The sequence below is a fragment of the Marinobacter sp. 1-4A genome (assembly GCF_016597725.1).
Classification (GTDB): domain Bacteria; phylum Pseudomonadota; class Gammaproteobacteria; order Pseudomonadales; family Oleiphilaceae; genus Marinobacter.
The window spans coordinates 243,834-263,083 of the sequence record NZ_VCGY01000001.1 but is presented as its reverse complement, the minus strand read 5'-3'; the positions used below and the strand labels follow the sequence as shown (position 1 = coordinate 263,083).

Below are 19,250 nucleotides of genomic sequence, written 5' to 3'. Positions count from 1 at the left end.
CCTAATCCAAAAAACGATTGCGTGGCTCATTACAACCCGATAGTCTCCAACTAAATTGTGCACAATATAATGATGCAAGATTTAAGGCTCGCCTGTTCGTTACAGGTGGTGATGGTTCTATTGAGGAGAAGCTTGTGGCCGCAGATTCAATTTATGACTTTACCGTTCAAGATATTAAGGGCAATGAAAAAACGATGGCTGAGTATCAGGGGCAGGTTCTCTTGATTGTGAATACAGCCAGCAAGTGCGGTTTAACGCCGCAGTTCGAAGGCTTGCAGTCGTTGCACAAAGAACTGGGTGCCAAGGGGTTAGAAGTGCTTGGGTTTCCCTGCAACCAGTTCCTGAATCAGGATCCTGCCGATGATAAAGCCATCAGTGAGTTCTGTAGTTTGAACTATGGCGTGGACTTTCCGATGTTCTCGAAAGTTGATGTCAATGGGCCCAATGCTCACCCTCTGTTCCAGTTTTTGAAAGCCGAAGCGAAAGGGCTCCTCGGCTCTGAGAAAGTAAAATGGAACTTTACGAAATTTCTTGTAAGCCGGGATGGCAAAGTTGTGCGTCGCTATCCACCCACCACTAAGCCCGCAGATATCAAAGCAGATATCGAAAAGCTTTTGTAAGGCGCCGTTTTGGACGATCTACTGGCACTGGATAACCAGATCTGTTTCAGCTTATACGCAGTTAACCGGGCTGTTACCTCGCGTTATCGCCCGCTGCTTGCCGAATTGGATCTGACATATCCACAATACCTTGTGATGCTTGTGCTATGGGAGCGTGCCCGGGCGGGCCAGCCTACCCGGGTTTCGGACCTTGGAGGGAGGTTGAGGCTTGATTCAGGCACGCTTACCCCGCTATTAAAACGCTTGGCTCAGCGGGGCCTGATTAGCAGAGACCGCAGTCTAGTCGATGAACGTGTGGTGACCATATCGCTGACCCAAAAGGGTGCCGATCTCCGGGAACTGGCCATACAGGTACCGCAAAAGCTCCTGTGTGGCTTGGATGTGGCGCCAGAGCGCTTGCTTGCTCTGAGAAATGAACTGAATGCGGTGCTAAAGTCTATGGAGACTCAGGGGGAGGGGGAGGTGCCCAACGAGTAATGGCTTCGGATAACTGGGTTCGGTTGTAAGGCTTGGTAATATAATCGTTCATGCCGCAAGCAAAGCAGTCATCCCGGTCTCCTTGCATCACGTTGGCCGTAACGGCAATGATTGGCAAATTTCGCCACTCGGGATTTTTGCGGATTCTGCGAGTTGTTTCGTAACCGTCCATGACCGGCATTTGGCAATCCATGAGAACCAGATCGAAATGCCCTTGTTCAAGGGCTTCGATCGCCACAATGCCGTTTTCCGCAATCTCCACTTGGTGCCCCATCTTTTTCAGCAGTGTGCAGGCGACCATCTGATTCACTTCGTTGTCTTCAACCAGAAGTATTCGGAGAGAGTCCTGCGCTGGCTCTGTGCCTTCGGATATCTTGGACCCGACGGGCAGCCTGTGGGGATTGTTTGCGCCCTGATGGCTGTGAACCGGTAATGGCAGAGTGACGGTGAAACGGGTTCCCTGATGCTCTTTCGAATCGACCTTGATTTCACCCTGCATGCGCTCAACCAGTTGACGACAAAGCGTTAGGCCCAGCCCGGTGCCGCCATACAGGCGTGTGGTTTGCGTGTCAGCCTGTGAGAAGGGCGAAAAGATCTTGCGCAAGCCTTCCTTGCTCATACCTATACCGGTATCGCTCACTTTGATTGTTACAACACCCGCGGAATAGTCTGCCGTGATGCGCACACTGCCGGAGTCGGTAAACTTGACGGCATTGCTTAGTAGGTTATTTAAAATCTGACGAATGCGTGTTGGATCACCCAAAAACTGTTCCGGGAATTCGGGTTCAGTCTCGGCGATCAGCTCAATGCCCTTCTTGCGCGCTTGATGGGTGTGCAGAGTTGAGCATTCCTCAATCAAGCCTTGCAAATCGAAGGGAATGTTTTCGAGATTGAGCTTTCCGGCCTCAACCTTGGAAATATCCAGAATGTCGTTGAGTATGCCGAGCAGGCTTTCACCGGCTGACAAAGCGATTTCAAGGCGCTGGCGTTTGGATTCGTCCTGCTCAGCATCCACCGCAAGCCCAAGCATTCCCAGAACGCCATTTAGCGGGGTGCGTATTTCATGGCTCATGCTGGCCAGAAAGTTCGCTCTGGCTCTGGCTCTGCGCATGGCATCTTCTTTCGCTTTTACCAGCGCTCGGTTGCCGCGCTGCAATGCCTGATTCTTTTCGGATATTTCACGGGTTCGGCTCTCGACTTCGTGCTCCAGCTCGCTTGAATAGTTTTTCATGGCGCTTTCCGCCATGCGGAGCTGGGCTAACGTGAAGTCTATGGTTTCCAGATGCTGGTTAATAATCCCTACCATAGTGCCTATTTCATCGTGTTGATGGCTTGAGGGAACAGGTAACCGGATTTTTTCCGGTGACCGGGTATTAACCTCACTTAGGGCACTAATAACGCTGAGCATGGGTCGCGTTAGTATCAGGTAGAAAATTCCAAGCAGTGATGCCGAGAGAATCAGGCTTTTCAGAAGCCCGCTAATCAGCGTGTAACTGGCGCGTTCCAAAAATTGTAGGCCGTAGTGGTAGGTGTCTACGGTAACCACAAGTTGGCCCAGAGGTAGGTTGTTGAGCTGGGAAACCTGCAGCTCACGGCTGAATACTCGGCTTTCGTCAAACAGTTCGTCGCTTATCCAACGATAGGGCGATACAGGGCTACTTTTGCTGGCGGCTGCCATGGTGCTGCCGTCGCTATCAACAATTCTCGCATCAACGGTTGCAGGATGCCTTAGGAGGCCGTCCAGCAGTTCTTCAGCCAAACGTACGTCGATATTGTAGGCAATCTGAGACGCAGGACTGTGGCTGATCTCGATCAGCGCTTGAATGTCCTCATTCATAGATTTGTGGGCGGCAAAGTAGTCCAGAGTGATTTGCACGATATTAAGGATGAGACCCAGCACCATAGCGATAAGGACTGTATCGCGAGTGAGTCGGTAGGATAGGCGGTGTTTGAAGCCTTGGGTCACGGGTGTCACTGTACCTGTACACGGGTGTGCTTACGCTGCCCGGTTTAACCTTTCAGTCGTAGTCGGCTTTTTTCTTCCACTCTTCATCATGAAGAAAGTTGTCCCACTGTTTGTCGAGTTGCGATTCGGAATCCGCAGGTTTGGTATCGTTACCTTCCAAGCTCATGGCCTCCAATTCCTTTATGCGGATGCGGAAGCTTTTTACGGCTTTCATGGCAAGTGGGTTATCTCTGGATTTCCCCATTTCTGTGCTGGCCAGATGATAGGCGTGTATGGCTTTGCGTGTCTGGTTCTGCCGGATATGCTCCCGCGCTTGGAAAACGTGTAGATCCGCGTGGGTTTTGTGCACCAGAAACAAAACATACTTCAGGTTCTTTTTTGCAGTTGCGCCATCTACGCGGCCACTTTTATGCATGGCCTCGATCATCTTGAACAGGTTTTGCAGCAATTCTTTAACGTAGTTCGACTTCTCCGCCGAATCGATCTTTACCGGGCGTACCTCGTCGCGATTTTCCCGAACCAGTGTTTTTCTTTGTACGGCGGCCTCACGCCATTGTTCAACGGGCAGGCCGGACTTGAGGCCCGCCAGATCGTTGCAGATGTCTTCCATGCGCTTTAGCAATAACAGCTTCAGGTCGGGTGTCAGGTATTGCCCGGGGATCTCGGACAGCAGACGGTTGCACCGCTTATAGCTGTCCTCAAGCGCCGTGATTTTGCGAGCACGCTCAATACGGGCCTTTTCACGCATCTGGCTGACCACAATAACGATAATTGAGGCCGCGACAATGGCTGCCAAAGCAATAACAATCGTGATGGTATTCATTAGTTGTGTAATGACTCCGGCTTTTGGGCAAGTCATGCCTGCTAAAGAATTCTGACCCGAATTACCGATATTCTCGGCAAGTATCAGAAAGATTAGCAGAAATTCTGGATTGAATCCGGAATCAAATGTGAAAGTTCGTTTTTCTTATTTATTTTATGAATTCTATATTTTCTGTATATTAAATTTGTGACTGCCCCGCGGTTTTTGCGCCGAATTAATGGTTTTCGTTGTGCTCTGGAGTTTTTATGAATCTTTCACGTATTGATCTCAATCTGCTTGTTTATCTTGATGTTTTACTGCGGGAGCGCAACGTAACCAAAGCTGCCAACCATCTCGGCATCACCCAGCCGGCCATGAGCAATAGCTTGCGACGTTTGCGGGACTTATTCGGTGACCCTTTGTTGGTGCGAACAAGCGAAGGCATGACGGCCACCGAACGCGCTCAGGAATTGCAGCCGTTGGTGAGAGGGATTCTTTCAGATATTGAGCAGGCAGTGCAGGAGAAAACGCCGTTTGCCGCACTGGAAAGCCAGCGGGTGTTTCGAATCATGGCCAGTGATTATGCTGAATCTTGCCTAATGCCACGGGTGTTGCGGCGCATCCGGCAGGAGGCGCCTCACGTAACGCTGGACGTTTTGACTCCCAGTGATGTGAGCTTTTTGGATGTGGAGCAGGGGCGTCTGGATATGGCGATCAACCGTTTCGATAAAATCCCTCAGTCCTTTCATCAAAAAACTCTGTGGATTGAGTATTTTGCCTGCCTGATGAACGCCCGCAATCCCATACTCAGGGAGCCGTTCACCTTGGATACCTATTTGGATGCGAGCCATATATGGGTCAGTAAAACCGGCTTTGGTGTCGGTGTTGGTGTAAACCCGAAAGACGTGCAGCGGCTTGGTTGGGTTGATGAAGCTTTGTCCCGCATGGGTAGCAAACGCCAGATTTCAGTATTCACCCGGCATTACCAGTCGGCTATGCTTTTAGCTGAACAGCACGATCTAATCGCCACATTGCCGTCCAGAGCCGCCTGGCTGCAAAAAGACAATGCAAATCTTGTGGTGAAGATCCCACCCTTCGAGATCCCACCTTTTGAACTCAAAATGGCATGGAGCCCGCTGCTACAGCACAACGCGGATCATCAGTGGCTGCGACGGTTAATTTCAGATGTGGCGGAAGAGGTGGATGAAGAATTCGCGCCTTTTGGCGCTCGCTTTGAGTCTATTGATGCAACCGATAGGACTTCAGGCACCCATTAAATCGGTAGCTCGCGTAGCTCAAGGGAGTGGCGCCCTGTGTCCCACATACGCTGGAAATTGTCGGATAGCAGCTTAACCCTTCCGCTGTCAGCGAAGCCCGCAAACCCTGATGGCTGGGTAAAATCGTGCCGATAGATAACGCCTTCGCGATCTGCGAGGATAAATGGCTGGTCTTCGTGGGGATAGTCGTTGTTAACCAGTTTCAGCTCAATGCGACTGGGTAGCCTGCGCATTAATTCGACCAACTGATGGCGGCGCTTTACAAGCGGTTGGTCATCGTGGATTAACAGCCGAATGTCGCTAAGCCTGTGCTGGCGCGCAAGGCCAGAAACCAGCTCTCGGAATCTATGGCGATCGTAAAGGTCGTGATCCAGTATACGGTCATACAGCCACAGCCGTTGACTTGCTTGCCCCACCATAGAATCCAATAGGTCTATAAGATGACTTTCGCTATCGAAGAGCCAGGATTCTGTATCTGCACCAAGCAAAAGTGGCGTTGGCCGCCCGGATTGGGGCTGCGTTTGTGCAGCAAGAAGAGCTGGAGCAAAACAGCGCATGTCCAGATGAGGTATGCCCGCATCGTCGTAAGGCTCGGAACAAACATGGAAGCCAGCGCGTTGGTAGAACGCAATGGCGTGTTGTTGTGCCGAGAGCTTCAGCTCTTGATACTGCCCGGCCGATTCCATGATCAGGTGCCGGAGCAAGGCCTCACCAATACCTCGACCACGACATTCCGGCAGTATGGCCATTCTCCCTATGTGGCCGGTTTCGTTCAGCGTCGAGAACATCCGGGCGACGCCAGCTGGCGTATTGTCGGGCAGCACCGCAAGAAAATGATCGGCAATTTCGTCGGTATCGTCCCACTCAAGCTCAGGCGGCACCTTTTGCTCTTCAACAAAAACCTTCTGGCGGATGCTCCGGATGTGCGCCGGAGCGAGCTGCCAGCTGTATTTGCGAATTCGGATGGTCATGGCATCACTCGAAATACACAGAACCCTGATTATAAAGATTTGTTAGCAGGCCGAGCAGGGCCGGGTCTCCGGCAAACTGCGCCAGCGCACTCATATCGATGCGTGAGCCCGCACATAGTAACGGTGCCAGTGGTCGAGCATCGCCCTTGAGCAGAAATTGCTCGCCGTCTGCGAACAAGGCGGTTTCGTCGCCTACTTCATGGTACGCAAAACGAGAGCCTTCGTTCCATCGCAGTTGTTCTCCGGCTCGAAGCGCTTCGGCGAAGTCTTCATCTGAAGCTGGCTCCTCGGCAGGCACCACTACATCCATGTTTTTCGGTGCGGTGGCGTATTGGCCAAACCACAAAGCCAGTTGGCGCTTGTTCTCAAGCTTTTCTGAAAGAACGGCTCGTAACCGGTCAATCACGGCGGGTGCGATGGTGCCCGGGTTGTCTTGAATCTGGAGATCCGGATCATTCATGTGCTCGTCGGCGCCCGGTTGGTTGCACAGGAAGTCTGTGAACCCGGTAAGCAGATCGTCAATAGTCGGCGCACGGAAACCTACCGAGAGGGTAATGCAATCGTCCTCGGCTACCCCGTGATGACCAATTCCCGGGGGCAGATACAGCATATCGCCTGGCTCTAGGGTCACGGTTTCTTCACCTTCCCAACTGCTGAGTATGCGCAGGGGTGTGCCCTCTACACGGGGAGAGGTTTGATCGCAGCGGCCGCCGAAGGTCCAGCGCCGGTGTCCCTGTGCTTGCAGCAGGAATACATCGTATTGATCGTAGTGAGGCCCCACGCTACCCCCTTTGGGTGCATAGCTGGCCATAATGTCGTCAAGGCGCCAGTTGGGCACAAAACGAAAATGCTCAAGCAGATCGGCGACTTCCGGGACCCAGTGATCCAGTCCCTGAACCAGCAGTGTCCAATCTTGCGCCGGTAGCTTGCTGAAGTGATCTTCCGGGAAGGGGCCGTTGTGCAGCTGCCAAGGCTTGCCGTTATCGTTTTCAATAACGATGCGCGATTCCACTCCTTCTTCGCAGGCAAGGCCTGCTAGTTCGTTGGCATCCACGGGGCATTGGAAACCGGGAAATGCCTGACGGATGACCAGTGGCTTTTTCTGCCAGTAGTCCCTTAAAAATTCCGAAGGTGAACGTCCGCCAAGCATGTCCATGGGATGCTTCCTCAAGTTAGATGTTTCGGGCCTGATCAACGGCGTTGCCGATATAGTTACCCGGTGTGAGTGCCATCAGCTCTGCTTTTGCGCTTTCTGGCATCTCAAGGCTTTCTACAAAGCTTCTGATTACATCTGGTGTCATGGCTTTGCCACGAGTCAGAGCTTTCAGCTTTTCATAGGGTTTTTCAATGTTGTACCGGCGCATGACGGTCTGGATGGGCTCTGCAAGCACTTCCCAGGCTTTGTCCAAATCTTCGTTCAGGCGCTCTGGGTTGATTTCCAGTTTACCTAACCCTTTCAGCGTGGCTTCATAGGCAATCAAACTGTGGGCAAAACCAACGCCTAGATTGCGCAGCACCGTGGAGTCGGTTAGGTCGCGCTGCCAGCGAGAGATAGGTAGCTTCGCCGACAGGTGGCCAAGCAATGCATTTGCAATGCCCAAATTACCTTCAGAGTTTTCAAAGTCGATGGGGTTGACCTTGTGGGGCATGGTTGAGGAACCCACTTCGCCTTCAATGGTTTTTTGCTTGAAGTAGCCCAGTGAAATATAGCCCCAGATGTCTCGGTCTAGATCAATCAAAATAGTATTGAAGCGGGCTACAGCATCGTAGAGCTCGGCAATGTAATCGTGAGGTTCAATCTGGGTAGTGTAGGGGTTGAAATCCAGACCGAGGCTTTCAATAAACGCCTTGGCGTTAGCAGCCCAGTCAACTGCAGGGTAAGCAGAGATGTGCGCATTGTAGTTGCCCACCGCACCGTTGATCTTGCCCAAAATTTCAATGTTGCGGATTTGCTTGATCTGTCTGTGCAGTCGATACACCACGTTGGCTAATTCTTTACCAACGGTGGTGGGGGACGCCGTTTGGCCGTGGGTGCGCGAGAGCATGGGTTGTTCGGCATGTTCTTTCGCGAGCTCGCCCAGCTTGTCGGCAACGCGGGCCATTGCGGGTAGCAAGCCATTGTCCAAACCTTCGCGCAGCATCAAGGCGTGGGACAGGTTGTTAATATCCTCTGAAGTGCAAGCAAAGTGGACAAACTCGGTAACCGCATGCAGCTCCGGAACTTCGGCAATTCTTTCCTTAATAAAATATTCAACCGCTTTTACATCGTGGTTTGTGGTGCGCTCAATCTCCTTGATACGTTCAGCATCTTGAAGGCTGAAGTCGGTAACCATTTTATCAAGAAAGGCGCTAGCCTCTGAGCTGAACGCTGGAACCTCGGCGATTTCCGGATGCGCCGCCAGCTTTTGCAGCCACCGGATTTCCACCGTCACGCGGTTTCTGATCAGGCCATACTCACTGAAAATATCACGGAAAACGCTGACTTTACTGCCATAGCGTCCATCGACCGGTGAAATGGCGGTCAGGGCGTTGAGTTCCATCGAAAACCTCACAAATAATCGGTTCAGAAAAAGGGTTTAGAAAAAGGGTTTAGAAAATAAGAATGTCCATAATACACCAGCACGGCTGGCGAATCAGTGGCAACACCTTAGCTATCGAATGAGCGGTTTGCTTTCTCTGCAAGCTCTCGCGCATGCGCAATCACCTTGCGGCGCGACAAAACCAACTGCCAGCGACGCCCACCGGATTGCCTCCAGAGCACGGCTGACCGAATGCCTGCCAGTAGAAGCGCTCGAACTTTGGCAGCATTCTCGTCGCGCTGGAGTAGTGAAGGGTTGCCACTTACCTGAATACGCAGGCTGAATGTACTGATGGTGTCGGTGTAGATGGAGGCCAGATTGCTGATTAAATTTGGATGCACATAGCCAAAGTGGCTGGCTGTGTGGCGAGCCTGCTCTATGCGGCTACCGATGACTTCCAGCATGTCGCTGTGCCGGTTGAGCTTGGATTCAAGATGAATGAGGTTGAGAACGTAGCGCAGCACCTCAATGTCCTGCTGCTTTTTTTGATCGCTCATGACCGTTGCAAGTGTAACAAGGCCCTCGCGTACGTCTGCAAGCTCACCGCCATAGACGTCTAGAGTGCTGGCAGGGTCGGTAGCAAACAGTGAGCGCAGGCAGGTTTCCAAACTGGTTTGATTGCAGGTGCCGTTGTTAGCAATCTGCTGAACCAGATTGGCCGCTTGAAATACGCCTGCCAGTGCAAGGGTTTGGTCATGAAGCGACCGGCTCATTGCGGTAATTCCTGCGTTAACTGAGTCTGCGAAATGCGGTCGGGAAGGGCTTCGCCATCGCGCCAGGTTTCTGTTATCACTCCGCCACCAAGGCAGATGTCCCCATCGTAGAAAACCACAGATTGCCCCGGTGTTACGGCTCTTTGGGCGTCGTCAAATACCACTTTTACGCCGCCCTCAATAACAGTCACTTCGCAGTCTTGATCTGGCTGGCGATAGCGGGTTTTCGCTTTGCAACGGAAGGACTTGGAGGGAGGCTCCCCGGCAACCCAGTCGATTGGGTCTGAGACTAAACCACGGGAGAACAAAAGCGGGTGCTGCTTACCCTGTACGGCAGTCAGTACGTTTCGCTTCAGGTCTTTGCCCGCGACGTACCAAGGATCGTCGCCAAAGTCACTGAGCCCTCCGATGCCGAGACCCTGACGCTGGCCTATCGTGTGGTACATAAGCCCCTGATGCCGACCGATCTTTTTGCCTTCCGGGGTTTCAATATCACCCGGTTGAGCGGGCAAATACTGCTTCAGAAAATCGCTGAATTTACGCTCGCCGATAAAGCAGATGCCGGTGGAGTCTTTCTTGTTATGGGTGATGAAGCCTTGCTGCTCGGCAATCCGGCGAACTTCGGGCTTTTCCAGTTCGCCCACAGGGAAGAGTGTACGGGCAATGCGCTCACCGGACACTGCATGGAGGAAGTAACTCTGATCCTTGTTGTCGTCCAGACCTTTCAGCAGCAATGCGTTGCCTGAACCATCCGCGAGCGGTCGCTGGCGGGTGTAATGCCCGGTGGCAATGTAGTCGGCCCCCAGTGTAATGGCGTAATCGAGAAAGGCCCGGAATTTGACCTCTTTGTTGCAAAGAATGTCCGGGTTGGGCGTACGGCCAGCCTGATACTCGGAAAGGAAATGTTCGAAAACACGATCCCAATATTCAGCGGCAAAGCTCGCGGTATGAAGCTTTATTCCAATGTCATCAGCCACCGCTTGAGCGTCTGCTAGGTCGGTCATGGCGGTGCAGTACTCTGTGCCGTCATCCTCGTCCCAGTTCTTCATAAACAGGCCTTCGACCTGATAGCCCTGATCTTTGAGCAACCAGGCCGCCACCGATGAATCAACACCGCCGGACATGCCGACGATAACGCGTGTTTTCTCTGGGGAGCGAACTTCGGATGATGGATTCGTCATGACAACTCTTGGCACCGGTGCAAAGCGCGGGAGTTTAACATTTTGTGCCGGTTACGTCTGCGAGTCTGCGATCACATCCAGTGGATAGCAGCGGCCATTTCGGTAATCTTCTATGCATTTGATAACCAGAGGGCTGCGAAGCTTGTCGCCAAGCTGTCGGATGTCTTCCAGTGGCAACCAGTGGGCTGCAATGATCCCTGTGTCGAGCTCGTCAGTAACCTGTTGTCGTGCTTTGCCGATAAAGCAGAACCGATAATAGGTTACCCCGTTTGCAGGTGCTTTGTAGGTGTAGAGTCCAAGAAAATGCTTGGGTTCGACCTCCCAGCCGGTTTCCTCCAAAGCTTCCCGGCGCACGGCATCGAGAATCGCCTCGTCTTCTTCCACGTGACCGGCTGGCTGATTGAATACAACTTTTCCACTGCTGCGTTCTTCCACCATCAGGAAGCGGCCGTTGGAGTCTTCTACAACCACGGCTACCGTGGCGTGTGGCGTCCAGGTCATGAGCTTCGTCGTCTCCTTGGCGTTTTGCCTGATTTAGTCGGAATCGGGCGCTTCGCGGATTTTGGCGTTGTAGGCAAGTTAACGGGTATTTTGCGGTACTTGCCCGGCTCAACCCCATCCAGCGACCAGTCGCCAATACGATAGCGGATCAGTCGCAACGTTGGAAACCCAACCGCAGCGGTCATTCGTCGTACCTGCCGGTTGCGACCTTCGGTAATGGTTAACTCTAGCCAACTGGTGGGTACCGTATTGCGTTGGCGCACGGGCGGCACTCTGGGCCAGAGCTCTGGCTCATCCATTTCGCGGGCTTTAGCGGCCCGCGTTCGTCCGTCTTTAAGTGTAACGCCTGCGGCGAGTTGGTCTATTGCGCTTGCAGAAATCTCGCCTTCTACCTGAACCCAGTAGGTTTTAGGCATCTTTTGTTCGGGAGATGCGATTCGATGTTGCAGGCCCCCGTCGCTGGTCAATAGCAGTAAACCTTCGGAATCGTAATCGAGCCGCCCGGCAGGGTAGATGTTCGGGATGCGAATCCAGTCGGCTAGAGTAGCGCGCCGCTTTTGCCCGTCTTTAGTGGGTTCATCCGTAAACTGGCAGAGTACCTGAAAGGGCTTGTTGAACAGAATAAGATCGGCCATCGAGGCAGTTCCAGCGCGGAGAAATTGAAAGCACAGGGAAGATTACGTAGAAAAGGCAGGCTTGAAAAGCTCGGGATAGATCCCGTGCTCAACGCTCAGCATATAGATAGCCCCCCCAGCGTTACTTCAGCAAGAGGGCTACTATATAACAAAATGGTCGAGTCAGTCGGTTAGCCGTTCGCAGCGCGGGGTGAGTAGTCTGCATGATCCGACGCCCCGTTAGAGGTGGCTGCTTGCTCGTCCGGTACGATGTTGACGGCGTGCACACCCTTGTCGCTCGGCTTTTTCTCAAAACTGACGGTTTGGCCGGCCTTTAATGTTTTATACCCGTCTATCTGGACGGATGAAAAATGGGCAAACAGGTCGTCACTGCAGCCATCTTCAATAATGAAGCCGTACCCTTTGGCATTGTTGAACCATTTTACTTTGCCTCTTGGCATGATGAACTCCCCTGTTCTTTCACTGTCACTTGTTGTTGTTGGCTCCAAAAACCGGCAGCAAAGTCTGTATTTCTACCGGTTTTTGTTACACAAACTGCACGTGTGTTTACATTATTTAACACTCTTGGGTAACTGTCGACCAAACCCGGGGTCGAGTCAATAGCTTCTATTGCGGTAATGTGTGGTTGAACGCAGTCCGGAAGCGGTATCATGTTCGTATTGATAAATACCTCACGCTCGGGCTTGAATCTGACTTGAAAACCCGGGTCCAGACAACCACATTGATTAAAGGCACCGATAACCGGTAAAGAATGATGCGGACTATCGAAAATTCTCTACTAGTATTAAATCAGGGGGAGGAAGAACTGCCAGGGCGTCACGATGAGCTCAGCGTTGCTCCCGAAAAGCCTGCACTGAAGCGTCCGGCTAAATACAAGGTGATGCTTCTTAACGACGACTACACACCCATGGACTTTGTTGTGGATGTGCTAATGACCTTCTTCGGTATGAATGAAGAAAAGGCGACGCAGGTGATGCTGCTCGTCCATACGCAGGGAAAGGCAGTATGCGGGGTGTATACCCGGGACATCGCGGAAACAAAGGCGGCACAGGTGAACCAGTATTCCTCGGAATGCGAACATCCGCTCCTTTGCGAGATTGAATGTGCAGACTGATAGACGTTGGGGTGGCCCATGCTGAGCAAAGATCTTGAAATTACGCTGAATACGGCCTTTAAAAGTGCCCGCGACAAGCGCCATGAGTTCATGACCGTAGAGCATTTATTGTTAGCTCTGCTTGAGAATGAGTCTGCTGTGGGTGTTCTCAAAGCCTGCGGTGCAGACCTCAAGCAGCTCCACGATGAGCTGGTCGAATTTGTGGATTCCACAACACCCTTGATTCCGGGTAGCGATGATGAGCGCGAGACTCAGCCCACTCTTGGGTTTCAGAGAGTGCTACAGCGCGCTGTGTTCCATGTGCAATCCTCCGGTAAGAAAGAGGTAACCGGCGCTAACGTTCTGGTTGCCATTTTCAGTGAACAGGAAAGTCAGGCCGTGTACGTGCTCAAAAAACAGAGCGTCGCGCGGATTGACGTGGTCAACTTTGTGTCTCATGGGATCTCCCGTGTTCAAGGCGCTGAAGATCCAGATAGCAGTGAGCAAGCCTCACATGAGGAGGCTGGCGAAGAAGGTGGGCAGTCCAAGCCGCTGGAAACCTACGCAACCAATCTAAACGAACAGGCCCGCCAAGGGCGCATTGATCCGTTAATTGGGCGTGAGCACGAGGTTGAGCGGGTGGTGCAGATTCTTGTGCGTCGCCGCAAAAACAACCCGTTGCTTGTGGGTGAGGCCGGTGTAGGCAAAACCGCCATTGCAGAAGGGCTGGCCAAACGCATTGTTGATGGCCAAGTGCCAGAGATTATCGCCGACGGCGTAGTGTATTCATTGGATCTCGGCGCTTTGCTGGCAGGGACCAAATACCGTGGCGACTTCGAGAAGCGCTTGAAGGCCTTATTGGCGGAGTTGAAGAAACAAAAGCACGCGATTCTGTTTATCGATGAGATCCACACCATCATCGGTGCAGGGTCCGCATCTGGTGGCGTGATGGACGCGTCCAATCTGCTCAAGCCAATGCTGGGTTCCGGTGAGATCCGTTGCATCGGTTCCACCACCTATCAGGAATTCCGCGGCATCTTCGAGAAGGACAGTGCGCTGGCCCGTCGCTTCCAGAAGATTGATGTGAACGAGCCTAGTGTTGAGGATACCTACCAGATTCTCAAAGGGCTGAAGCCAAACTTTGAAAAGCACCACGATCTGAAATATACGGATCAGGCTTTGCGAGTGGCTGCGGAATTGGCAGATCGTTACATTACAGATCGCCACCTCCCGGATAAAGCCATTGATGTGATTGATGAGGCCGGAGCCAGGCAGCGGCTGATGTCTGAGGACAAGCGTCTGAAAACGGTTGATGTCCCGGAAATCGAGGAAGTGGTTGCGAAAATTGCCCGTATTCCGCCTAAAAACGTTTCCAGTAGCGATAAAGACTTGCTGCGGAATTTGGAGCGGGATCTCAAGATGGTGGTATTCGGGCAAGACCCGGCCATTGAATCCCTCACAATGGCAATCAAGCTGGCGCGGGCGGGTTTGAAGTCACCCGAAAAGCCGGATGGCTCCTTCCTGTTTGCCGGGCCTACGGGTGTTGGTAAAACAGAGGTTACCAAGCAGCTTGCCAAGGCACTCGGTGTTGAGTTGGTTCGATTCGATATGTCCGAGTACATGGAGCGTCATACGGTCTCCCGTCTAATTGGCGCGCCCCCGGGTTATGTGGGCTACGATCAGGGTGGTCTGTTAACAGAAGCCGTTAACAAGCATCCACACTGTGTGCTGTTGCTGGATGAAATCGAGAAGGCGCATCCGGAAGTCTTCAACTTGCTGTTGCAGGTTATGGATCACGGCACTTTGACTGACAACAATGGGCGCAAGGCCGACTTCCGGCATGTGATTCTCGTGATGACCACCAACGCCGGAGCTGAAAGCATGGCTCGCCGTTCGATGGGCTTTAGCGAGCAGGATCACAGCAGTGATGGTATGGAAATTATCAGCAAAACCTTCACGCCGGAGTTCCGTAACCGTTTGGATAGCATTATCCAGTTTGGTGACCTGCAGAAGGTAACCATCACTCATGTAGTGGACAAATTCCTCACAGAGTTGCAAGCGCAGCTCGACGAGAAGCATGTTGTGCTGCATGTGGATGATGAGGTTAAGTCTTGGCTTGCAGACAAGGGGTATGATGTGACGATGGGCGCCCGTCCTATGTCGCGTCTGATTCAGGACAAGATTAAACGTCCTCTAGCTGAGCAGATTCTGTTTGGCAGCTTGTCTGAGAAGGGTGGTGATGTGTTCATTAGCCTTAAAGATGACGATTTGGTGTTCGACTACGAGGATGAACCTGCAGAAGCTGTTTAAAAACGGCTGGTAGGAACCATCCATAAAAAAACCGCTGCAGTAAAATGCAGCGGTTTTTTTGTTCTTGCGATGTCGCCGTTGCTTTAGCGGGCGCGGTACACAATGCGGCCTTTGCTCAGGTCGTAAGGTGTTAGCTCAACCTTGACCTTGTCCCCGGTCAGGATGCGGATATAGTTTTTGCGCATCTTGCCGGAAATGTGAGCGGTAACAACGTGACCATTACTCAACTCAACCCGGAACATAGTGTTTGGAAGGGTGTCAAGAATAACACCTTCCATTTCAACGACATCTGACTTCGCCATTCAGTAGAAACCTCTGTTGGGAAAACTTTCCGTAATTTTAAATTGCGCAATTCTGCCTGATTTATGAGCGTTTGGCAAAGTGAGTTCGCTAACGACTTCAAAAAAGAGGCATATTGGCTCTAGATTCGACCATTTATAACGCCATACTGCGTTATTCGGCGTTGATTACCCGCCACTGGCCATCATGGAAGGCTTCCATGGGCTTGAAGCGGGTTTTGTAATTCATTTTCTGGCACTGCTTTATCCAATACCCAAGGTAAAGGTGAGGCTGTTCACGCTTTTTGGCTTCTTCAATTTGCCAGAGAACCGCAAAGGTGCCCAAACTGCGGCTCTCATGGGCCGGGTTGAACACGGTGTATATGGCGGAGAGCCCGTCATCAAGCATGTCTATGGCCGCCAGAGCGAGTAGCTCGCCGTCTTTGCGCATCTCCAAAAACCAAGAGTCTGTGGCGCCTTCTACCAAAAATGAAATGAACTGCTCCCGGGAGGGAGGGTACATGTCGCCATCTTTGTGTCTGAGTTCGACGTAACGGGCGTATAGCTGGTAATAGCTCTCGTTGAATTCTGCGGGCACCAGAGTGCATTGAAGGTCGTTGTTCTTTTTCATAACCCGGCGTTGGCTGCGGTCCGGGCGAAAGTTGTTTACATTCAGTCGTACTGGAATGCAGGCGTTGCACGTTTCACAGTGTGGCCGGTAGTAATGCGACCCGCTACGCCGAAATCCTAGTGCGGTAAGTTGGCTATAGAGCTTTTTGTCGATGTGAGCACGCGGATCTACGAACATGGTTGTCGCTTCGCGATCGGGCAGGTAGCTGCAGTCGTGAGCTGGTGTTGCAAAGAATACCAGGGTTTTGAGACTACTCATTCAGGCCTCCGGCCCGGGCCATTGCCAGCGGAATGTCCAGTCGGGCTGATCCGGTTTTCTATCTGCGTATTTAGTGATTATAGATAAAAATTCGCTTCTGGGTAGGGTGTGTGCGCCCATGGTAAGTAGGTGGTCGCTTTCCACTTGGCAGTCCATGATGCGATAGCCCCAATCCTGAAGCTGGTGGGCCAGATGGACCATGAGGACTTTGGAGGCGTTGGTTTCAAGGGAAAACATGGATTCGCCGAAGAAACATTGACCGATGGCGAGCCCATACATGCCGCCTGCCAGTTCGCCATTTTGGTTCCATACTTCTATGGAGTGGGCGATGCCTTGGCGGTGCAGTGCGGAGTAGCTGGCGATCATGTCGTCGGTGATCCAGGTGCCTTCGCTTCGGGTGGAGGCGCATAGGCGGATGATGCGGCCGAAGGCTTGGTCTGTGGTTACTCGGAAGCGGCGTTTGTTGAGTGTTCGGCGCAGGCTTCGGGATATGTGTATGTTTTCGGGGAAGAGTACGCAGCGAGGGTCTGGGGACCACCAGAGGATGGGTTGGTCGTCGCTGTACCAGGGGAAGATGCCGCTGCGGTAGGCGAGGATTAGGCGCTCTGTCGAGAGGTCGCCGCCGAGAGCGAGTAGGCCATCGGGGTCGTCTAGGGCTTCTTCGGCTGGGGGGAACCACAGGTGGTCGGGGTCTAGCCAGGGTAGTGAGGTCATTCTGCTTCAGTTTTTACCGAGCTGGTTTTGACTTGGGAGTACCGGCAGGCAGGAAGCCCCTTCTGAAACACGCTGTGGATACGTCCTTGTACGCTTGGCTTCGCCATCCATGGCTTCGCACAGTTTCAGAAGGGGCTTCCTGCCTGCCTCATCTAGTGAAGGTGAAGACCAACAGTTTCAGAGAGCTGGCCTCGCCCCACCTTCTCATCATGGGAGTTGCCTAGCCTCATTAGGTCTAGACCTGCTGATCCAAAAACTTCTCAGCATCCAGTGCCGCCATGCAACCAAAGCCTGCAGAGGTCACCGCCTGGCGGTAAACGTGGTCGGCTACGTCGCCGGCAGCGAATACGCCGGGGATGCTGGCTTGTGTGGCCATACCTTCGAGGCCGGATTGGATTTTTATGTAGCCGTTCTCCATGTTCAGCTGGCCTTCGAACAAACCGGTGTTGGGTTTGTGGCCGATGGCGATGAAGACGCCAGACAGGTCAAAGTCTTGTGTGCTGCCGTCTTTCATGCTTTTTATGCGCATGCCGGTTACACCGGTGCCGTCGCCTAGGACTTCGTCCAAGGTGTGATCCCAAACGATGTTGATGTTGCCGTTTTCGGCTTTTTCAAAGAGCTTGTCCTGTAGGATTTTCTCTGCTCGTAGGCTGTCACGGCGGTGTACCAGAGTGACTTCTGCGGCGATGTTGGAGAGGTACAGGGCTTCTTCAACGGCGGTGTTGCCGCCGCCGATGACGGCGACTTTCTGCTTCTTGTAGAAGAATCCGTCGCAGGTGGCGCAGGCGGAGACGCCTTGGCCTTTGAATTTTTCTTCAGATTCCAAGCCCAGATACATGGCAGATGCGCCAGTGGCGATGATTAGGGCGTCGCAGGTGTATTCGCCGCTGTCGCCTTTGAGGCGGAAGGGGCGGTTTTTTAGGTCGGCTTCGTTGATGGTGTCGTACACGATGTTGGTTTCGAAGCGCTCGGCGTGTTTGAGCATGCGTTGCATGAGCTCAGGGCCTTGTACGCCGTCGTTGTCGCCGGGCCAGTTGTCTACGTCGGTGGTGGTGGTGAGCTGGCCGCCGACTTCGATGCCGGTGATCAAGGTCGGGTTTAGGTTGGCTCTGGCGGCGTAGACGGCGGCGGTGTATCCGGCGGGGCCGGAGCCGAGGATGATCAGCCGGGAGTGTTTGGTTTCGCTCATGGGTGTCTCTCGTTAATTCGGTGCGTGTCGGGCTCTTTAAGAGCCAATATTGCGAGGAAGATCAAAAGGCTACCATGAAAGCAGGCGGCTGCCATTTGTTTTGGTCAATTCCCCTGATAAAGCAATGCTATCTATCCGTTATTCCAGTACGGATACGCTGGCGAGCAGTTGGCGCACCCGCTCAGCGCTCTTTCCGGACTCACCTTGTTCAAGCCGGTGTTCGGCAACGGCTGGAAACACTGCTTGAATGTCATCGGGCAAGGCGTGATGCCGGCCCTCCATTAGAGCCCAGGCTTTGGTGGCTCTGAGCAGTCCGAGCCCCGCTCTAGGTGATAAACCGTAAAGCAGTCCGGGCATACGACGGCTTTGTTCTAGCAAGCGTTGGATGTAATCCAGCAACGCCGGGCTTGCGGTCACGCGGGTGACTTCTTGCTGGAGCTTCGCCAAGTCAGCTTCTGAAAGCAGGGTGCCAAGTCGGTCTGTCATTACCCGCCGGTCTTCTCCTTCCAATAGTTCTCTCTCAGCTCTGGGGTCAGGGTAGCCAAGTCTTATCCGCATCAAAAAGCGGTCAAGCTGAGACTCCGGCAGTGGGTAAGTGCCGCCTTGCTCCGTGGGGTTTTGTGTGGCAATCACGAAGAAAGGATGGGGTAGCGGCCGGGTCTCGCCTTCAATGGAGACTTGACGTTCTTCCATAGCTTCAAGCAAGGCGCTCTGTGTTCGCGGCGATGCACGGTTAATTTCATCTGCCAGTACAACTTGCGCAAAAATAGGCCCCGGATGGAACACCAAACTACCGGCTTGCTTGTCATACATGGAGTAGCCAAGTACGTCGGCAGGCAGTAGGTCGTTTGTGAATTGAATGCGTTGGTAGCTCAAACCCATAACTTTCGCCAAGGCGTGAGACAGTGTGGTTTTGCCCATGCCGGGAATGTCTTCAATCAACAAGTGACCGCTGGCAAGCAGGCCGCAGAGAGCCAAGCGAACCTGACGCTCTTTACCCAGCAGAATTTGATTCAATTCGGTAACGACGGTGTCCATCAGGTTTTTCATGCCGA

20 protein-coding genes are annotated in these 19,250 nt (G+C 52.8%); 5 read left to right on the top strand and 15 right to left on the bottom strand.

The annotated features are described in order from the left end of the window. The first annotated feature begins 134 nt into the window (after positions 1–134). The gene (locus FE845_RS01155) at positions 135–620 is read left to right on the top strand and encodes a glutathione peroxidase (protein ID WP_200361113.1); all 486 of its coding nucleotides are present in this window, start codon (positions 135–137) and stop codon (positions 618–620) included. 9 nt (positions 621–629) lie between these two features. Further along, complete coding sequence (locus FE845_RS01150) at positions 630–1,097, top strand: MarR family winged helix-turn-helix transcriptional regulator (RefSeq protein ID WP_227713986.1); 468 nt, start codon at positions 630–632, stop codon at positions 1,095–1,097. Here the strand turns inward: FE845_RS01150 and FE845_RS18755 are convergent. Both FE845_RS18755 and FE845_RS01140 read right to left on the bottom strand, forming a co-directional pair. Beyond that, on the bottom strand, positions 1,057–3,063 hold the full coding sequence (locus FE845_RS18755; RefSeq protein ID WP_320159657.1) for an ATP-binding protein: 2,007 nt from the start codon (positions 3,061–3,063) through the stop codon (positions 1,057–1,059). The two genes, FE845_RS01150 and FE845_RS18755, sit on opposite strands and share 41 nt — an antisense overlap. 52 nt (positions 3,064–3,115) lie before the next feature. After that, positions 3,116–3,886: a hypothetical protein gene (locus FE845_RS01140; protein ID WP_200361111.1), complete on the bottom strand. Its 771-nt coding sequence runs from the start codon at positions 3,884–3,886 to the stop codon at positions 3,116–3,118. A 245-nt stretch (positions 3,887–4,131) separates the two neighbouring features. Between FE845_RS01140 and FE845_RS01135 the strand changes: the two genes are divergently transcribed. After that, positions 4,132–5,142 carry a LysR family transcriptional regulator gene (locus tag FE845_RS01135; protein WP_200361109.1) on the top strand — a complete coding sequence of 337 codons (1,011 nt, stop codon included), beginning with the start codon at positions 4,132–4,134 and terminating at the stop codon, positions 5,140–5,142. On the opposite strand, the gene FE845_RS18750 is transcribed toward FE845_RS01135, so the two are convergent. From FE845_RS18750 to FE845_RS01095, 8 genes are all read right to left on the bottom strand, one after another. Beyond that, on the bottom strand, positions 5,139–6,113 hold the full coding sequence (locus FE845_RS18750) for a GNAT family N-acetyltransferase (RefSeq protein ID WP_200361107.1): 975 nt from the start codon (positions 6,111–6,113) through the stop codon (positions 5,139–5,141). The two genes, FE845_RS01135 and FE845_RS18750, sit on opposite strands and share 4 nt — an antisense overlap. Before the next feature lie 4 nt (positions 6,114–6,117). Next, positions 6,118–7,269 carry a cupin domain-containing protein gene (locus tag FE845_RS01125; protein ID WP_200361105.1) on the bottom strand — a complete coding sequence of 384 codons (1,152 nt, stop codon included), beginning with the start codon at positions 7,267–7,269 and terminating at the stop codon, positions 6,118–6,120. 16 nt (positions 7,270–7,285) lie between these two features. After that, positions 7,286–8,653 (bottom strand): adenylosuccinate lyase, encoded by a 1,368-nt coding sequence (gene purB / locus FE845_RS01120; protein WP_200361103.1) that lies wholly within the window; start codon positions 8,651–8,653, stop codon positions 7,286–7,288. A gap of 107 nt (positions 8,654–8,760) precedes the next feature. Further along, entirely contained in the window at positions 8,761–9,405 is a 645-nt protein-coding gene (gene hflD / locus FE845_RS01115) for a high frequency lysogenization protein HflD (RefSeq protein WP_200361101.1), read from the bottom strand. Beyond that, positions 9,402–10,586 carry a tRNA 2-thiouridine(34) synthase MnmA gene (gene mnmA, locus FE845_RS01110; protein ID WP_200361099.1) on the bottom strand — a complete coding sequence of 395 codons (1,185 nt, stop codon included), beginning with the start codon at positions 10,584–10,586 and terminating at the stop codon, positions 9,402–9,404. Before mnmA ends, hflD begins: the two co-directional genes overlap by 4 nt. Before the next feature lie 51 nt (positions 10,587–10,637). Further along, positions 10,638–11,087, bottom strand: a complete 450-nt coding sequence (locus FE845_RS01105) for an NUDIX hydrolase (RefSeq protein ID WP_200361097.1) — start codon at positions 11,085–11,087, stop codon at positions 10,638–10,640. Further along, positions 11,084–11,722: a pseudouridine synthase gene (locus FE845_RS01100; RefSeq protein WP_200361095.1), complete on the bottom strand. Its 639-nt coding sequence runs from the start codon at positions 11,720–11,722 to the stop codon at positions 11,084–11,086. The genes FE845_RS01105 and FE845_RS01100 overlap by 4 nt, the downstream gene beginning before the upstream one ends. A 170-nt stretch (positions 11,723–11,892) precedes the next feature. Next, on the bottom strand, positions 11,893–12,162 hold the full coding sequence (locus FE845_RS01095) for a cold shock domain-containing protein (protein ID WP_200361093.1): 270 nt from the start codon (positions 12,160–12,162) through the stop codon (positions 11,893–11,895). Positions 12,163–12,476: 314 nt separating this feature from the next. Between FE845_RS01095 and clpS the strand changes: the two genes are divergently transcribed. Both clpS and clpA read left to right on the top strand, forming a co-directional pair. Beyond that, positions 12,477–12,836, top strand: coding sequence for an ATP-dependent Clp protease adapter ClpS (gene clpS, locus FE845_RS01090; protein ID WP_200361843.1), 360 nt, complete (start codon positions 12,477–12,479; stop codon positions 12,834–12,836). Positions 12,837–12,854: 18 nt separating this feature from the next. Further along, positions 12,855–15,125: an ATP-dependent Clp protease ATP-binding subunit ClpA gene (gene clpA / locus FE845_RS01085; RefSeq protein WP_200361085.1), complete on the top strand. Its 2,271-nt coding sequence runs from the start codon at positions 12,855–12,857 to the stop codon at positions 15,123–15,125. A gap of 83 nt (positions 15,126–15,208) precedes the next feature. Here clpA and infA read toward each other — a convergent pair whose 3' ends face one another. The 5 genes from infA to FE845_RS01060 form a co-directional block, all read right to left on the bottom strand. Beyond that, positions 15,209–15,427, bottom strand: a complete 219-nt coding sequence (gene infA, locus FE845_RS01080) for a translation initiation factor IF-1 (protein WP_096781506.1) — start codon at positions 15,425–15,427, stop codon at positions 15,209–15,211. Between the two features lie 151 nt (positions 15,428–15,578). After that, positions 15,579–16,292, bottom strand: a complete 714-nt coding sequence (locus FE845_RS01075) for an arginyltransferase (protein WP_200361083.1) — start codon at positions 16,290–16,292, stop codon at positions 15,579–15,581. Then, positions 16,293–17,006 carry a leucyl/phenylalanyl-tRNA--protein transferase gene (aat, locus tag FE845_RS01070; protein ID WP_200361081.1) on the bottom strand — a complete coding sequence of 238 codons (714 nt, stop codon included), beginning with the start codon at positions 17,004–17,006 and terminating at the stop codon, positions 16,293–16,295. A 235-nt stretch (positions 17,007–17,241) separates the two neighbouring features. After that, complete coding sequence (gene trxB, locus FE845_RS01065; protein ID WP_200361079.1) at positions 17,242–18,195, bottom strand: thioredoxin-disulfide reductase; 954 nt, start codon at positions 18,193–18,195, stop codon at positions 17,242–17,244. Between the two features lie 138 nt (positions 18,196–18,333). Next, entirely contained in the window at positions 18,334–19,245 is a 912-nt protein-coding gene (locus FE845_RS01060; protein ID WP_200361077.1) for an AAA family ATPase, read from the bottom strand. Between the last annotated feature and the right edge of the window lie 5 nt (positions 19,246–19,250).